General features: G+C 57.7%; 18 protein-coding genes. 8 read left to right on the top strand and 10 right to left on the bottom strand.

The features are described from left to right. Positions 1-31 precede the first annotated feature (31 nt). A complete protein-coding gene (locus tag ACIQJ2_RS01335; protein ID WP_400666359.1) occupies positions 32-781 on the top strand; it encodes a hypothetical protein in 750 nt (249 codons plus the stop codon). Next, positions 762-1,172, top strand: coding sequence for a hypothetical protein (locus ACIQJ2_RS01330; protein ID WP_400666360.1), 411 nt, complete (start codon positions 762-764; stop codon positions 1,170-1,172). The genes ACIQJ2_RS01335 and ACIQJ2_RS01330 overlap by 20 nt, the downstream gene beginning before the upstream one ends. Before the next feature lie 275 nt (positions 1,173-1,447). On the opposite strand, the gene ACIQJ2_RS01325 is transcribed toward ACIQJ2_RS01330, so the two are convergent. After that, positions 1,448-1,681: a DNA-binding protein gene (locus tag ACIQJ2_RS01325; protein WP_400666831.1), complete on the bottom strand. Its 234-nt coding sequence runs from the start codon at positions 1,679-1,681 to the stop codon at positions 1,448-1,450. A gap of 194 nt (positions 1,682-1,875) precedes the next feature. Continuing rightward, a complete protein-coding gene (locus ACIQJ2_RS01320) occupies positions 1,876-2,802 on the bottom strand; it encodes a hypothetical protein (protein ID WP_400666362.1) in 927 nt (308 codons plus the stop codon). A gap of 194 nt (positions 2,803-2,996) precedes the next feature. On the opposite strand from ACIQJ2_RS01320, the gene ACIQJ2_RS01315 reads away from it, so the two are divergent. Together ACIQJ2_RS01315 and ACIQJ2_RS01310 are read left to right on the top strand one after the other, a co-directional pair. Then, positions 2,997-3,698: a hypothetical protein gene (locus ACIQJ2_RS01315; RefSeq protein WP_400666364.1), complete on the top strand. Its 702-nt coding sequence runs from the start codon at positions 2,997-2,999 to the stop codon at positions 3,696-3,698. Then, positions 3,698-4,453 carry a hypothetical protein gene (locus ACIQJ2_RS01310; protein WP_400666367.1) on the top strand — a complete coding sequence of 252 codons (756 nt, stop codon included), beginning with the start codon at positions 3,698-3,700 and terminating at the stop codon, positions 4,451-4,453. Before ACIQJ2_RS01315 ends, ACIQJ2_RS01310 begins: the two co-directional genes overlap by 1 nt. 80 nt (positions 4,454-4,533) lie before the next feature. Here ACIQJ2_RS01310 and ACIQJ2_RS01305 read toward each other — a convergent pair whose 3' ends face one another. The 4 genes from ACIQJ2_RS01305 to ACIQJ2_RS01290 are packed head-to-tail and all read right to left on the bottom strand — an operon-like array spanning position 4,534 to position 9,021. Continuing rightward, entirely contained in the window at positions 4,534-5,652 is a 1,119-nt protein-coding gene (locus tag ACIQJ2_RS01305; RefSeq protein WP_400666369.1) for a hypothetical protein, read from the bottom strand. A gap of 47 nt (positions 5,653-5,699) precedes the next feature. Then, complete coding sequence (locus ACIQJ2_RS01300; RefSeq protein ID WP_400666371.1) at positions 5,700-7,571, bottom strand: hypothetical protein; 1,872 nt, start codon at positions 7,569-7,571, stop codon at positions 5,700-5,702. Further along, positions 7,568-8,053 (bottom strand): ABC-three component system middle component 2, encoded by a 486-nt coding sequence (locus ACIQJ2_RS01295; protein WP_400666374.1) that lies wholly within the window; start codon positions 8,051-8,053, stop codon positions 7,568-7,570. The genes ACIQJ2_RS01300 and ACIQJ2_RS01295 overlap by 4 nt, the downstream gene beginning before the upstream one ends. After that, entirely contained in the window at positions 8,041-9,021 is a 981-nt protein-coding gene (locus ACIQJ2_RS01290; RefSeq protein ID WP_400666376.1) for an ABC-three component system protein, read from the bottom strand. The genes ACIQJ2_RS01295 and ACIQJ2_RS01290 overlap by 13 nt, the downstream gene beginning before the upstream one ends. Positions 9,022-9,307: 286 nt before the next feature. Between ACIQJ2_RS01290 and ACIQJ2_RS01285 the strand changes: the two genes are divergently transcribed. The 3 genes from ACIQJ2_RS01285 (at position 9,308) to ACIQJ2_RS01275 (ending at position 10,928) form a co-directional block, all read left to right on the top strand. Continuing rightward, positions 9,308-10,000: a hypothetical protein gene (locus ACIQJ2_RS01285; protein WP_400666377.1), complete on the top strand. Its 693-nt coding sequence runs from the start codon at positions 9,308-9,310 to the stop codon at positions 9,998-10,000. Positions 10,001-10,003: 3 nt separating this feature from the next. Next, positions 10,004-10,504 carry a DUF4365 domain-containing protein gene (locus ACIQJ2_RS01280; protein ID WP_400666379.1) on the top strand — a complete coding sequence of 167 codons (501 nt, stop codon included), beginning with the start codon at positions 10,004-10,006 and terminating at the stop codon, positions 10,502-10,504. Between the two features lie 160 nt (positions 10,505-10,664). After that, positions 10,665-10,928 carry a tetratricopeptide repeat protein gene (locus tag ACIQJ2_RS01275; protein WP_400666382.1) on the top strand — a complete coding sequence of 88 codons (264 nt, stop codon included), beginning with the start codon at positions 10,665-10,667 and terminating at the stop codon, positions 10,926-10,928. Positions 10,929-11,135: 207 nt separating this feature from the next. On the opposite strand, the gene ACIQJ2_RS01270 is transcribed toward ACIQJ2_RS01275, so the two are convergent. The 4 genes from ACIQJ2_RS01270 to ACIQJ2_RS01255 form a co-directional block, all read right to left on the bottom strand. Further along, positions 11,136-12,428, bottom strand: a complete 1,293-nt coding sequence (locus tag ACIQJ2_RS01270) for an adenylate/guanylate cyclase domain-containing protein (protein WP_400666384.1) — start codon at positions 12,426-12,428, stop codon at positions 11,136-11,138. A gap of 30 nt (positions 12,429-12,458) precedes the next feature. Continuing rightward, entirely contained in the window at positions 12,459-12,770 is a 312-nt protein-coding gene (locus ACIQJ2_RS01265; RefSeq protein ID WP_400746421.1) for a sensor histidine kinase, read from the bottom strand. Positions 12,771-12,904: 134 nt separating this feature from the next. Next, positions 12,905-13,696 (bottom strand): hypothetical protein, encoded by a 792-nt coding sequence (locus ACIQJ2_RS01260; RefSeq protein ID WP_400666388.1) that lies wholly within the window; start codon positions 13,694-13,696, stop codon positions 12,905-12,907. A gap of 27 nt (positions 13,697-13,723) precedes the next feature. Continuing rightward, on the bottom strand, positions 13,724-13,984 hold the full coding sequence (locus ACIQJ2_RS01255) for a hypothetical protein (RefSeq protein ID WP_400666391.1): 261 nt from the start codon (positions 13,982-13,984) through the stop codon (positions 13,724-13,726). 467 nt (positions 13,985-14,451) lie between these two features. Between ACIQJ2_RS01255 and ACIQJ2_RS01250 the strand changes: the two genes are divergently transcribed. Next, positions 14,452-14,826 (top strand): hypothetical protein, encoded by a 375-nt coding sequence (locus tag ACIQJ2_RS01250; protein WP_400666393.1) that lies wholly within the window; start codon positions 14,452-14,454, stop codon positions 14,824-14,826. The last annotated feature ends 79 nt before the right edge of the window (positions 14,827-14,905 follow it).

Genomic DNA, 14,905 nt, shown 5'->3' with positions numbered 1-14,905 from the left:
CCGTGCCCACCGGCGGTGATGGAGTTGCGACGTGACCAGTCGTATTGGCAGTCCCGAACTGCCTGTCGCGGGGACCGCGAACCTGTTCGTTCTGCCAGCCGACGCGCAGCGCAGTGCCCGGCTTTCGGCAGTTCGCAACTGGCTTACTACGGAAACCTCCGATGATCTCTGGCGAAGCGATGTTCCAGAGGGTGATGTCCGTTTGCTGGTGTTGGTCCACCGTATCGCGGCAACCCGGCTTGGTTTCCCCAACCTCTACGCGGCTCTCAATGATAGGGCGCCAATGAGCTTCAGCGAAGGGTTGGCTGATGGTACCGCCTGGCCGATCCGGCCGATAGCGCAACACCTCCGACCGCTCGTGATGGCGGCACGCGATGGTGAGCGATTCACGGTCATGTCGATTTTCAGGGATGAAAGCCCGAAGCTCGAACCCGAGCGCGTACGTGGCCAAGCTGCCGGGGCGGTGCTGACAAGCCCGCAGCAGGCGGTCGATGTGTTGGTCGTCATGCTCGCCGATGAAGCGCAGTCAACGGTGCGGGACGTTATGAAACATGTCCATGCCACTGAACTGGTGCGCCTTGACGATCGCTACGGTCCGCATCTCGTTGCCGCACCGGCCGATGATGGTAGCAGCGCGTTCGCGAACGTGCAGGCCCTTCTGGATTGTCGTGTCGCCGAACTCTGGGCCTATCGACGGTACTTCAGAGAGGAATCGCCTTTCGCAACGCACCACGGTGAAGGGCGCCCAAGTCGAGCGTGTATTGGTCGTGATCGACGATGAGGAGGCGGCCTTTCACCAGTACTCATATGGAAAGTATTTCGGCTACGTCCCCCTGTCGGAGAATGACCAGGAGCGGCTTGTGGCCGGCGAGGAAACGGTGCTCGATCGAACCCGACTCCTGTTTTACGTCTGTTGCTCTCGGGCGGTAAAAGATCTCGCGGTCGTGCTGTTTGTGCCCGACGTTTCCGCAGCCCTCACCGCGATCACCGGGAAGAACCTATTCGCCTCGACGTCGATCCGTGCCGCCAAGCATCTCGATGGATACGGCGAGGTTTATGGTAACTTAGTGCATTGTTATTATTATGTAATTTCAGAAATTTGCGAGCGGTGTTCGTTCTCGCGGAAAAGGGTAAATCACCATCCCACTCGACACCACGCGGGTAAACTCTAAGCCGCTGAAATGCTACATTTCCGGGAGCATGCGGTGTTGTACGGGACCCAGGATGGCCGTGGGGTATTGAGCGGGATAATTGTGGATCTTTCGAGCCATGGCAAAAATGTGTTTTATTTCAATCTGTTACGTGAATTCATAAATCAGCTGGGGTGTGGGTTTGGTGGCTGTAACAAATGAAATTCTGCGGTGGTCCCGCTATATTCCGCCCGATCCTGCCCGCTTCCGGATGTGCATGCAAGATCACGATTCACTCTCCCGGATGGGACTATGACCTATCCCGACATGCACCTCCCATCGCTTTCGGCGTCGTCGTCAAACGGAAGATCTTTCGTGCGGTGGCACAGAACGACATTTGAACGATCCCAACGGTCCAGCTCATCACTGGGGGACAAGACGGCCTTGCCGATTTTGATGAATGACGGGCCAATCCTTTTCGATCTCCAGTTGCGGAGAGTGCCCTGGCTGATCTGGTTGCGATAGCGGTCGATGACCTCATCGAGGAAGATAGAGAGGCACTGCCAGAGATGCTCCTAAACGCAAATTGTGCAGCAGGCCGTTGCACAAATTCAGGGGCCGGAACGCCCCGCGTGACAAAGGTAACTCAGGTGCCCCGAGCCCAAGGTTGATAAGCTGCTTAACCTGCTTTCCCTTGGCCACCCGTGGCAAGTGATGTTGAGCGCCGCGCGGGGTGGCGTTGTGCTTACCCGGGAAGGGTGATCGACACGGCAAGTGCGGCTCCGATCGGGCCGGAACGCCGCTCGAGAAAATACCGCACACGATCGTCGTTGCTGTCGTCGAATTGCTGACCCACCTGGCATGTGAGCAGCAGATCAGCCGCCCAGGTTTCGAGCGGCCAGTTGCGGGTGCTGCTCCCCGTCTGTAACTGTGCGAACGTTGGCGAATGTCCGTCGCCTAGGTCAGCCAACACCTGGTGCACGTCGTCCGCATCCAGAACCCGGTTGCCAATGGGCATGTTCTCGACCGGGATACGCTGCCGGAGGGGGTAGTCGACGGAGAAGGGAAGCTCGGGCGGGTTATAGAGCAGGTAATAGACAGCCTTGCCGAAGTCGCGATTGAGTGTGTCGATCAGGCCGACCTGCCGATCGCCGGCACGGATCGCGGAATAGGCGCAGGACTCGTCGAAGCGATAGGTCCGATGCAACGCCTTCGCTGCGTGGTGACCGTCGCGCCGGATGAAGGCATTCATGCCGTGCAGGAAGCCGATCTCATCTTCGTCCTCGACGTCCTGATTCGTGGGGAATAGTCGCTTCGATTGCAGGAGGCCGATCTTCTTCGCGATGAGGGTGTCGCGCAGGTAAACGAAGACGAGGATTGCAATGTCTGCTGTCTCCCAGCGGCGACGCTGGGGCAAATCCCAATCCCAATGCGGCGCGCCCAGACGTCGCAAGCCGCCGATGTTGTGCGTGTCCATTCGCACGATCGCCCCGGATGGCAGGAGTCTTGGCGCGCTATCGGGAATCAGCGCCTCGATCAGGCCATCGTCGAGAGAAGTTTCACGGATGTTAGGAAGGTTCGCGAGGCGTTCACAGACCCTTCGATTTGCCTGTTCAAATGCCGCTCGGAACCATGCGACCACATCCTCAGGTATTCTAAGCCATGGTTCCATGTCGTTCCCCCTGCTACGAGATAACGCTAGCATCAAGGACGACAATTCATTTTTCCTAACCAGATTGTAGCCTCGCTTTAATACTTTCGGTTCGCTTGCAACAACGTCGCGGACTTTCTCTCGGTGGAGCGCCCGGCCTCACATGTTGACCCACGTCGTCGAGGGATATTTCATGCATTTTAAAGGACAAGCAAATGACGGAGGAGAACAGCCCGCCGGTGCGAACAACGTTGAAGCACCGGCTCGAAAGCATAGAGGAGCTCGAACAGGAGCTCGTCGCCAAGGCCCACGAGATGCTGCCCAACGGTGCCGTCAATATCGTTGACTTCTTCGTCCTCGGCGCCACCCAGCGGACGCTTTCGCAATCCCGCGGCTTCCGCACGCTGATTGAAACGAAGAACTTTCCTTCGGCAACGATCCTGCTGCGCACCCAGATCGACACGGCGATGCGCATCAACGGGCTGACGATGATGGGCGACATTGAGGCTGATGTTCAGAGGCTTTTCAAGGGAGAGCGCACCTTCGATCGCCTGATGTCCGGCACGCCGGTTGGCGGTGGAAAGCCGGAACGCCTCACAGACGCCTTCCTGAAAAGAAAGCTTGCCGAAGACCATCCCTGGATCGAACCATTATATGCGCAGACCTCCGACTTCGTGCATCTCAGCTTTCGGCACCTCTTCACCGCGATCGCCGACACGAACTCGGAAACGCGTATGGCGACGCTTGCGATCAGTGGCATCGACCCGAAGCAGGATGAAGCGGTCTACTATGAGGTGTGCGACGCCTTCTTCCGGGTCTCCCGGCTGACCTCCACAACCATTCTCGCCATGCTGATGATGAGACATCAGCGCGACCGGGTCATAGCGGCGGCTGCAAGACGCGCGGGCGGCGGCTAATGACCAGCCTCACCCGCGAGATCATTGATCTCGATCAACCCGATACCTGGCCATCCGATCTGTTGAGCGTTCTCACTGAGCATCACGGCACATTGCGTTCGCATGAGGTCGGTCCATTGAGCAATCGCTTCGATGCCGCGCTCTACAGCGTCGTTGAGGCTTTGCAGCCCTACAGTGTCGTCGGCTGGCATTGTACTCGCCTCGCCGATCACGAGGTCGAGGACATCAAGGCCAACGGCATGACGCTGCTCGACATCGATCTCGTGTCACGCCGGATCGGTGCTGCAGTCCGGGCGGGATTGCTCTCTTCCGACCACGGCGATCGTCTCGCACGCACCAATCAGGCCGCAGAAAGATATCGCGCTGGCATGCTGTGGTTCTGCTTTTTCAGGCCAGCCATCGCTGGTGAAGGTGGAATCGGCGATCTTCTCCGATTTTGGGGCGGCGAGGCGGTCTACAACTCTCATGACCGCGATCCGGAAATGGGTCCGATCATCGCCGCGATCGGGAAGCCGGCAATCGTCGAAGCAGAGATCCCGATCGCATGGTGTGGGGGAAATCGTGGATTGCGTCTGGCGATGAACATTGGTCAGAGGTTCGTGGTGGCCCAAGGCACGCCGAGTCGAAATTCGAGCCATGCCGAAGATAATATCAAGCAGCACCTTCCGGGCGAATTCATCCGCCAAGTGCATGTTCATCCGTCGCCGGAATTCGTGCGGCTGGCGGGCTGCGCCGATTGGTATCGACCACTCTAATCAGGGCGCCGCAGCCCAGACCTTGCTTGAACATCAACACGAGCGTGTGCTCGGAGAATTGCTGGAACGACACTCGTGATTTAGCTCACCCGCGTGTAGGTCTCTCCGTCAATCACCCTCTGTACCTGCTCTCTGTTCCGCGCACCGATCCGTTCGGCAATGGTCTGAGCCGGGTGAACGCTCGCAAGCTCCCGAATAGCCCGGACTTGCTCAACAGAGAGGCGGTCATCACGGCCACAAATCTGGGCGACCGCCCAGGCATCATCCCTCCATTTCTCTGAAACCCAGGGGGCGGGCAGGCCCTTGCGTGAATGCTCGCGTAACCAAGACTCAATAAGGCGGTCGCGCTCATCAGGCAGTGGCACCACCCGCTCAGCCAACATGCCGTTCTCGCGAAGATATCGCAGTCCCGATTTCCCGCCTGGGATCATGTTGAGACGCCGCTCATCGTGCCAATGCCCCTCGACCAGCCATTCCTCCGTTGCATAGAGCCGCTCGATATCATCGGTGACCGCCATGACCTTGTGGTGGATGTAGGTCACCCTGCCAGCGCTCATCTCTTCGCGCAGCTTTCGGTGGAACAGCAAAGGACTCCCGATTTCGATCGCCCGCCGGTGTTCTGTCCACCGTTTTTGCCAGCTTCGAGTGGTGACACCGACATAGAAAAACCCATCGTCGGGGTACGATGGTCCTGCGCCGAAAATGTGCTGATAGAGTACAAAGCTCTTTTTCGGAAATGCGTCCGGGGCCAGAAGAAGACGCGCCGGGACCGAAAATACCAGGCTTGGGTTCTTGACGCCAGCGATCTGGGTGGAAATGTCTCCGCGTGCTGCCGCGGCCAGAAGTGCTTGATCCTCAACGACATCAAGCCGAATTTCCGGTCCAAGCGCGAGTTCGCCTTCTTCAAGTGTGTGCCCTGATCGAAACTGATCGGAGCCCACCATACGGTGCCCTGGTCTGACCTTGTGCTGGGGCGCGATGAAAACCGGCCTGTCGCCGAGAGCAATGAAGTGGACGACCGGAATAAATTGGCCCGGCTTGACTCGGATCACCCCGTGTTCCTGCCTCGCGATCCTCAGCCAATGTGTACCGTACTCAGACCGACACCATTGGCGCAGCAATGTCTCGACTTCGCGAAACCTGCGATGCACCGGCTTTGGAGCGAGATGCTCCCACCCCGCACGATTGATCGAGACCAAGAAATCTCCAGAATTCTACCGGCGTTGCGCCTTGCCAGATCGCCACCTCAATACAAGCCTCGCCGTTCACCGGTTCCGAGCGAACCAGCGAAAGACGTCACGATGGATTCTTCACCAAGTGCGATCGGAGGCGGGTCGTTCTCAATGATCACGAACTGAGCCCTATCTTTTTGCTCTACTAGGAACCGATAGAAGTGTTCCTTGAGCCCGCTATCCTTCACTTCCTTTTCGTCAGCATCCAGCTCGCCATGCCTGGAGGTGAGTGGATCGCGGTAGCTCAGCAGAGGGCTGTCGAGAACCACGATACCTGGATGGGGAAGCTCCTTCTGCCGACAGTACAGCAGGACACCGATCTTGAACGCGGCGTTCATCAACGCCCGGACGCCCTTGCCGTTTGCGCGACGGCTTTTCCCGTCAATGAGAATGTCGTGCGTCTTGTCGTCGAAGGAGACGGTCGGCAGGCCCGGAAACTGCCAAGCATGAAGCACCATCTGCACGGTGGTCGCAAAGTCGTGTCCCGTCACTCCATCTATGCCGGAAGTCACGCTGCCACGCGGCAGGGACTTCGGTTTGAATGCTTCAAGCTGCGCCTTTCGGCGATGAAGCTCTTCAATGCGCTGTCGCAGGGCAAGGCCCTGCCTAGTCACGAAGCGGGCTGTGTCCAGTTCCTCGTAAGTTCGGCGCGTGGCGACTTCCAGCGGCTTGACCTCATCGAGCTCTCTGTCGATGCCCTCGATCTCGCCCGAAAGCCGCTCGGCGCGTTTCAGCAATCCTTCTTGTTCGGCCTCCAGAGAATGTGTTGCCTTCGCAAGGTCGGCCCGCTCCGACGCGATCTTAGTCATCTCGGCCCGAACCGCCCTCTGGGTTGTCTCGACCTCGTCGATGCCGTGCGCATGAAGTTGATGCGATGGATCCGCGCCGCAGAGTGGACAGGGCCTGCGCGCGCCCGCCAGCAGAGCCGCGCCTCCTTCCTCGAGCGAGGCCAGTCGCTGCAGATCGCTTTCGTAAACACTCTTGAGCAAGGCAAAGCGCTGTAGCGAGAGCGATATCTCGGTCCGACGCTCCTGAGCGTCTCTGAGAGATTCCATTTTCGACCGGCGATCCAGGCGAAGATCGTCCAAGAGCGATTGGCGATCCGACATCGTCTGCTGGAGGTCGCGGATCGATGCGGTTTGCTTTTCGGCCTGATCGTTCAGGTCCGGGTCGCCGGGATAATTTCGCTCCCATTCCAGTTGCGCGGCGGCAATCATCTCGTCGATTATCTCGACCTTGCCCGAGTTCGCGGTTCTCTGGGAATCGGGATTTTGCGTGGTGACGATCGCGGAATCGTCGACGCCAGTCAGGATGAATTTTAGGACGTTCTTGTCGAATGTCTCGCCGCTACGGTCTGAAATGCGGATGGGGCTCCACTCCCCCATCATGTTCGTTTCTTCGGTGTAAACGAAGGCAGCATAGTGCCGGAATGTGAAAGCGTTCTTGTCGCCCGTCAGCGTTCGAGCAATCTCCTTTGCGCCGACCCCGAGTTCGCCGAGCAGGAAACCCGACAAGCTCTCGCCCTTGCCGCGATGATCCCAGGATAATGTCCGATCGGGCCGACCAGCTGACTCTGGATCCACAGAACCGATGTGCAGGCCGAAATCTCCGCCCTTCATGGCCCGCTCCAGCGTCACCGTGCCGGTTACAGGAAGTTCAAGCTCAAGCCAGCATTTGTCGTAGCCCTGGGCCTCGGTGATAGGCGGCAGTGGCGTCTTGGCACCAGACATAAAGTCAAGCGCCTTGACGATGTAAGATTTGCCGCTGTTGGAGGCGCCCCAAACGACGTTTATGCGCTCCCCGAACGTGAGGGTGACGAGCTTCTTTCCGGGGCCGGTAGTCGCAAGACGGCGAAGTAGGAATCGCGCTGGATCGGAAATGCTCATGTCAGGCCTGTCTGGAACGCTTCGGTCCAATCGCCGATCCGCTCCCGTACCAGCCGCTTGAACTGCACCTTGCTGTGGGTCTTCACTTGATCGGCGAGCCAACGAGCACAGGTCTTCATTTGCGCCGAGTAGGTCGTTTCAAGCAGCTCGACATAGGCCGCCGCCTCTTCGGAGGCGCGATAAACGATGCCTTCCTCGGCGCTCTCCTGGTCAACGAGATGGCACCGCTGCATGAGCTGCAAGCTCCTCTCGATCAATCTCCGCCGGACGAGGAGCTCACCTTTCCGCCCGGGGACCTCGGGATGCAGGCTAGGGGGGCCGCCAAGATCAGCCGTGTGTACGACGACATGGTCGAACAGAACCATCTCAGCGAGGTCCAGCGTTTCCGGCCGCAAATGCTCCAGGACCACGACGGCCCTGATGCCCGCTTCGAGTGGAGAGTTGAACAATCCTCCGAAATCGCCCTCACTCAAGGCGCCCATTTCAGCCGTCCGTCGTTCGCGAGGTGATGGCAAATCCCTTGCTTTACCGGGACGCGTACCGTGCGGCCGATCAAACTCGCCGGCAGGATCGACGCGTGCTTCATGACCGCGTCGACACGCCGAAGAAGAGTCTCGTGTCGATCGCGGTGCACATCGATGACGCCGTGGTAGACATCGTCCTCAAACGTCCCGATCGCGCCTGGAGCGGTATTGTCCCGGTGAAAACGTTTGAACGAGGCAGCTTCAAAAAAGCGTGTGCGTTGATCGCGGAAATGCTCGCCGTGATCGGCATGCGCCAGGATATCGTCGGCCGACATGAAGGTGTCGCCGCCGGCCTCCCCATAGACGTGACGGAGCTGGTCCACGTACTGCGCCTCCTCCGGCTGAATGGCCTGCGGCGCTTCGCCAACCGGCGCCTCGTCCGGCATCAAACCAAGCACCTTGGACAAGGCTGGTCCCGCCGCCGGGTCCTTGACGAGCATCGGGGCAGTTAGGTGCTCTACGCGTGAAAAATCGAATCTCTCGATTGCCGCTCTGATTTCCGGCGTCAGCGCCACCGTCGCTCGCCGGGTTATGCTTTTGGAGCAGTATTCGTCCCAGCCATCTATCAACGCGGGTCCCAGAGTCGAGGGGTTGTTGATCAGATCCATCAACGAGCCGACGATGCCGCGTGGTGCGACGAACACATATTTTTCGGGCAAGGTTTTGTATGCACCCTGGCAATGATGGAAAAACACCTTGCCGAGTTCGGCGAGCCCCTCGGACTTTCCAAGCTTGCCGCCTCGCGTCTTCCGTTTGCACTGGAAGAGATGCCAGGGCGCTTCGTGCCGGGCACGGGTCAGGAAGCCGATCACGTCGCGGCCCTTGTCGTTCGCCGCGCCAATTCGTTCGACTCGATCGTATTGCTGGGAACAACGATCCACCCATAGCTCGATAAATTCTTCGAGCTGCGTGTCGTCGATCTCCATCAGCCGAACAGCGAGGCTAGCCACGTCAGTGCACTAGCTCAAAATAAAACGGGCAACCACTGTACGGTTCATGAATAAAGATTTTGCTCCTACTCACCGTTGATGCCTGGATATTTCCATCATCGACTATTTTTATTATTGTCATCACGAATCTTGCAATCCCCCGATTATGATAGACCCTACATAAAGAATCTGGTTTTGCCCATCGCCCTTTCTGACTCGGCCATATTATAGCGAGCTTGCTGAGATGTGCACGAGTTGTTGCTCCAGCGGAGGCCGGAGAGCCGTGGCATCTGCGACAATGGGTAGGACCTTCGTTGCTGAAGAGGATCAGTCAATTGCCTCCATGAATTTCATTCACATCGCCATTTCAGCCCGCCTTGCTCACGGCGATCTCGTCGCCGCCGATGGCGCCCTTGAGGCCGGCCCGAGCGATCACGGCGTTAGACTCATTTTGAGGAAGCAGCTTTTGGTGTCGTGCGCCAACGTGACCGATCTTGAGCTGATCTGTCGGTCGCTTTACGAGGACCATCCGGCCATTTCGGAAATCATCACGCCGCACCGGCGAAATTTCGAATTTGCCAAGTACATCCGGAACATCGCGGTCGGTCACGTCAACCCGGTGCTCAGTCAGAAAGCCCTCGAATGGCGACCCGAGCTCAACCTCGTTCTGACGAAACCTGATGCGTCGGCCGAAGCGTTTCTGGGCTATGCGGTGTTGGAGACCGCGATTAACACCTTCGTCGATGGCGAACGGCATCGGATATTCGACAGCGACACCGACCTAGCTTACCCGCCGGACCTGACCCGCTTCCTCAACTTCCTGGGGTCGACCGTGCATGTCGGCATCGCCTACTGTGCGGCCGTAGCTGCCGCCGCGCTCGAGCGCGCCTGCCTGCCCGACTTCAACAAGGATTGGCTGGAGTTGTCCGCGAAAGCGGGCGTCACTGACTTCGCCTTCATTACGCGCAAGGGGTAGGGGATGGCCGACAACCTGGACCACCTCGATGACCTGCCGAAGCGTGACCCCAATCATGTCACGGAGGAGAAGGCGGAAACGGCCTTTCAGGGGCGACTCATGAAGAGCGGTCGCTTCATCCTCCAGCGCGCCGACCGCAAGGACTATGGTACGGACTGCGAGATCGAAGTCGTCGAGCAGGCGCAGGCGACTAACGTCAGGGTCCACGTTCAGCTCAAAGGGACCGAACGCGCCCTGAACGCGGATGGCTCTCTCAGCATCGAGGTCAGCCGCTCGAACCTGAACTATCTGCTGATGCACCCACACAGCTTCTACGTTGCCTATCACATCCCGACAGCGTCGCTGCGCATCTGCCTGGCAGAGACCGTGCTCCGCCAGTACGAGCACAAGGGAAAGAACTGGACCCAGCAGCAGTCGCTTACCGTCAATTTCACCGATGATCTGACGGTCGAGCGGCTGGATCGGCTTTCTATGGGATCGCCTTGGGCACTGGGCGCAAGATGAAGCGGATTGGGTCGAGGCAGAGCGTTGTTTTCGGAAGGCCTACGACCTGGCGGGCGGTCACTACGGCTACTGTCTCGGGACGGCCCTCAATTTCCTCGGTCGGTTCGATGAGAGCCTACCGATCCTGCGCGAACAGGCCGAGAGCATCCAGCCTGACGCAATGAGCTGGTTTCAGCTTGGAGCAGCCTACGGCGATCTTGGCCAGTCGGCGCGGGCCATCGGGGCCTATGAGAAGGCCCTCGCGCTGGATCCAGACTACGACTTGGCGATGTTTAATCTCGGCGGCGCTCACTGGAACAGCGGGGAGGAGATCAAGGCTTTGGGGATTTGGAAGGCGGCCATCGACCGGTTTCCGGATCATGAGCTAGCCGCCAAACTGAAACGCGACATGCCGTTTTTCTTTCCGCCGGATTCCAATCGATGAGTCTTGTCTTCGGATGGAGGAGATCTCGTAATGTATCATCCCACTCTCCCAAATCCTGGGCTCCTCTAAGTAATTGAACGTGCGTTGTATCTTGATTGTCCGGGATCATGCATGACCTGCAATACCCGTGGGGTACCGAGCGGGATAATTTCTTATGACCATTATCTTTTCTTCAACTCGCAGGTGATCGACTGGATCATTGAATCACTAACGCTTGAAGACGGCCCGTTTGCTGATGATCGTCCATCGATGGCCTTTCAAAGTTATCTCGGTGTTGTCCGCTATGCGCAGTTGTGTATCGTCCTCAGGCCCTGTGACCGACACGGACGCCATAATCTCGTTTCCGGCGGCAAGCCCGCAAAGCCTGGCTGCGATGTTCACCGTTGCACCCAGAATGGTCGCATCCTTGCGGTCGGCGATGCCGATCTCGGCTTCCAAGATCTTTCCGTCATGAAGGCCGATGCCGACCTCCCGCGGCAACCGGGCCGCCCGGAGCTCCGATAGAATCCGCTCGGAAGCCACCCACGCGTTGGCGTTTCGATCATCGCCCTCGAACCAGGCGATGACGCCATCTCCCAAAAGTCGATCGACATCGCCGTTGTTTTCAATGATTGCTGTGAAAGCGATGTTGGCAACCTGGGAGACGAGCGCGACTGCCTCTTCGGCGGTGGAACTCTCGGCGAAACTGGAAAAGTTGCGAATGTCAATGAACATGACCGTCGCTTCAAGACGGCGCGCAGCTGGTGTACGGTCGCGAATGCGCTTCTGCGTGCTGTCCGAGAGAAATCGGCCAAGCGCCGCCCGCGCGTTTGTCATCTCGATCGTACGGCGGTCGATTTCGCCCTGAGCCTTGAACACAAGGACTGTAGAGAGGGCGACCGCACCGATGAGGGGAATGCCCAATGCGGCTAGCCAGAAAAGGATGTCGTATTCAACCAGCCGCTCCCGCGCTGCAGCGTGCTCGGATGTTGAGATGATGAATGGGGCAGGGCCATTTGGGTTATTTAGAAGCGTGGCTACCGTCCACAGCAGCGGAGGGCCTTCCTGCTCCATGAATATGTTCGTTGAGGTAGTCAGTGTTCCAATATCCGTGTGTTTGAAAGGCATGCAGCCTGCGCCTTGAGTGGAGGCGAGCATCGTACCATCGATCCTGAGAATTGCGACGCAGTAAAGACCACGTTCCATTGCCTCCTTTTGCAGGGCATCGGTAACGCGTTTGCTGGAGGCCGAACCCCCGCTTCCGGACAGGAGTTCCCGCCAGCTCTGACCGGTTGCACTGATGGACTGAGCGAGCGACCTGTGAAGGACTCCAGCCTGCGCGCGATAGGCACGCTCGACGCTCAGCGTCAACGCATTAGAGACAGCGAGCAGGATGCACAAGATAGCGAGCGCAAGCATTGGTAGAACGATGAGGCAATAGCGGCGCCAAAGGGGATAGGATGCGGACGCGATCCCCGCGTCATCGGCACAGCTCTTGTCAGGGCTCTTTGCGTGCAGCATATGGAATATACCTCTAGGTATTTGGGCGCTTTAGTTATTGCGAGCGTGGCACGCAAGCCGGGCGCGTTGTCGTATAGGGTCCATAAACCCGCGTAGAAATCGGCAATAGCGCGGATTAAGCTCAGGCCGAGGCCGCTTCCCGGCGTCGTCCTGCTTTTTGTCAAGCCGATCGAACCGCTGAAAAGCCATTCCCCGCTCGTGAGCCGGAATTCCTGAGTCGTTGTCGCTGACAGATGCCAACGCTCGATCGCCATCGTCGGCAAGCGACATGATGATCCGCGTTCCGAGCGGGCAATGATTTATGGCATTCTCGGCCAGATTGACAAAAAGCTGGGTCGGCAATTCACGATTAGGGAAGTACCCGATTCTTCTTGGTTGCTCGCGTGCCCCTTTGTGTAAATCGGAAAGTTGTTCAAGGCATGCAAAAGCCCCGCGACACAAGTCGCAGGGCTCGATCGCGGAAGAGCGAGTTGAAGCTATTGGAGTTCCTGTAATGGCTTATTCGTTAGAATCTCGGGCTTGTGCTTGAGCGTCATGTAGATCACAAGCCCAACGATAGCTGCCAGGAAAAGAGCACTTGTCACGATCGTGCCAAAGCCCAAGCCTCCATATTCCACCGGCTGAGACAAAAGATCACCAAAAGAGGCGCCGAGAGGCCGTGTAAGAATATAAGCGAGCCAGAAGCACAGGATGGCATTCGCCTTGAAGACATAGAACGCAACGGCAATGGCGCCGATGATGGCACCGAAGAGAATGCCGGTGGTGAGGTAGCCGAGAGCAAAGACTTCGGCCACGAGGTCACCGACGGCGGTACCCAACGCAAAGGTGAACAAGATCGCAAGCCAGTAGAAGGCCTCCCGTTTGGTCGTGAGGATCGAATGGATTGACAGTGTTTTTTCCGAAGCGTACCAAACGGCAAAGGTGAGGCCGAGTAAGATGGTGAAGGAAATCGCGGTCGTTTGAAGCGCTACGCCGAAATTATCGACGAGATTGTCGGTGACCAAAGTGCCAACAACGCTGATCAGCACCACCGCCGTCCAGTAGACCGGCGGAACATACCGTTTCTGCGCGAACTGGAAGATCAGGGCGAGGACAAGTACGGCCGTCATCATCAAGGATGTGACTGTCAGGCCAAGCCCGAGATTGACGGCCAGATAATCTGCGGCCGTCTCGCCCATGGTCACCGCCATAAGCTTGATAAGCCAGAAATCGACTGTCACTTCAGGAACGCGGTTCTGGCCGACCGGGATGCGTGGGGGAGTTGTCATAGGCTTTTCTCCGGGTTATTTCAGGACTCACTTGCCCATGATTGCCATGGCGTCGCTTGAGAACTTGTCGGAGCGGGCGTCATCATCGGCGTTGCAACGCTCGACGGCCTTGGCTTCGAGGTCATTGACCTTGGTCTTGTTGGCATCGGAGAGGGTCGCAGACGCCTTTGCCGCGCGCATATCCTTGAGCATTTCTTCGCAAGGCACGTTGGCCGCGCGAGCGCCAGCAGCTGTAAAGCCTGCGGCGGCGACGGCGACGAGAATGGCAACTGTAGCGGCTTTGTTCATAATAGATTTTCCTTTTTGTTATGGACGGAACGTCTCGCGTTTTTGTCGACCCAGCCGATTTCTGCCGGGGCATCGCTCTTTCTAATGCCATCCTCATACAGCCGCTTTGCCGCGAGGATACGGTTTTGTAAGAAAGTGCGAGAAGGACATAAATTTCCAAATTTTAATTGGTTGGGCGGAGCATATTTCGCAATTCGCGTCCCAGCTTCGACCTATCCAGGGGGAACACGAAGAGGCATCTACCACCTTGGTAGGCGCTGCTCGCAGTATCGGCGTACAGGATGGTTTTCCCATGCCCTGTTTCGTGGCCAGAGCAACTGGCTCTTTCGTTTTCGTTTGAGATCGCGGAGCGTTGATCACGCAGCTGTCTTACGAATTCGTATTCATTCCGCGAGGCGCCTGTAAGTACCTTGCATCAAAGTGCTTTGCAGCGTGATCACGAATCCGCTTTGTCAATGGAGATGAAAATGAAAAAGACACTTGCTTTGATTTCCCTTCTCGCACTCCCGGCCGTGATGCCGCTGCTTTCCGCAGCATCTGTTCTCGCAGCTAACGTTGCAAGCAACATGGGCGACCTCTCGCAATACCAGACCATCGCGAGCGATGCCCTGGCTCTTATTGAGAAGAATGATATTGCAGGTGCGCAAAAGCGCATTACTGATTTCGAAACCGCATGGGACGCCGGTCAGCCGACCCTATATTACAAAGACAAGAAGGCGTGGGGATTTGTCGATGACGCGGCCGATGGCGCCATCTCGTCGCTGAGAGCAAAAAAGCCTGACGCCGCCAAAGCGAAGGCCGCCGTCAAGAATTTGATCGCGAAGATGAAAAATCCGTCTTAAAAGACGCGACATCAAGTTGGCGTCCGTCTTACTGGGCGGACGCCAGAAGCACAAAAATCGCTTCAAGCACAAACTGAAC

Origin of the sequence: Rhizobium sp. NPDC092011, assembly GCF_044756305.1 — a bacterium.
Taxonomy (GTDB): Bacteria; Pseudomonadota; Alphaproteobacteria; order Rhizobiales; family Rhizobiaceae; genus Rhizobium.
This window is presented reverse-complemented; position numbering and strand designations above follow the sequence as displayed.

Coding starts and splice junctions, on each gene's coding strand:
- ACIQJ2_RS01255 (WP_400666391.1), bottom strand. CDS start 13,984: ATGAACAAAGCCGCTACAGTTGCCATTCTCGTCGCCGTCGCCGCCGCA.
- ACIQJ2_RS01320 (WP_400666362.1), bottom strand. CDS start 2,802: ATGGAACCATGGCTTAGAATACCTGAGGATGTGGTCGCATGGTTCCGA.
- ACIQJ2_RS01260 (WP_400666388.1), bottom strand. CDS start 13,696: ATGACAACTCCCCCACGCATCCCGGTCGGCCAGAACCGCGTTCCTGAA.
- ACIQJ2_RS01300 (WP_400666371.1), bottom strand. CDS start 7,571: ATGAGCATTTCCGATCCAGCGCGATTCCTACTTCGCCGTCTTGCGACT.
- ACIQJ2_RS01270 (WP_400666384.1), bottom strand. CDS start 12,428: ATGCTGCACGCAAAGAGCCCTGACAAGAGCTGTGCCGATGACGCGGGG.
- ACIQJ2_RS01280 (WP_400666379.1), top strand. CDS start 10,004: ATGGCCGACAACCTGGACCACCTCGATGACCTGCCGAAGCGTGACCCC.
- ACIQJ2_RS01295 (WP_400666374.1), bottom strand. CDS start 8,053: ATGGGCGCCTTGAGTGAGGGCGATTTCGGAGGATTGTTCAACTCTCCA.
- ACIQJ2_RS01290 (WP_400666376.1), bottom strand. CDS start 9,021: ATGGAGATCGACGACACGCAGCTCGAAGAATTTATCGAGCTATGGGTG.
- ACIQJ2_RS01275 (WP_400666382.1), top strand. CDS start 10,665: ATGAGCTGGTTTCAGCTTGGAGCAGCCTACGGCGATCTTGGCCAGTCG.
- ACIQJ2_RS01315 (WP_400666364.1), top strand. CDS start 2,997: ATGACGGAGGAGAACAGCCCGCCGGTGCGAACAACGTTGAAGCACCGG.
- ACIQJ2_RS01310 (WP_400666367.1), top strand. CDS start 3,698: ATGACCAGCCTCACCCGCGAGATCATTGATCTCGATCAACCCGATACC.
- ACIQJ2_RS01250 (WP_400666393.1), top strand. CDS start 14,452: ATGAAAAAGACACTTGCTTTGATTTCCCTTCTCGCACTCCCGGCCGTG.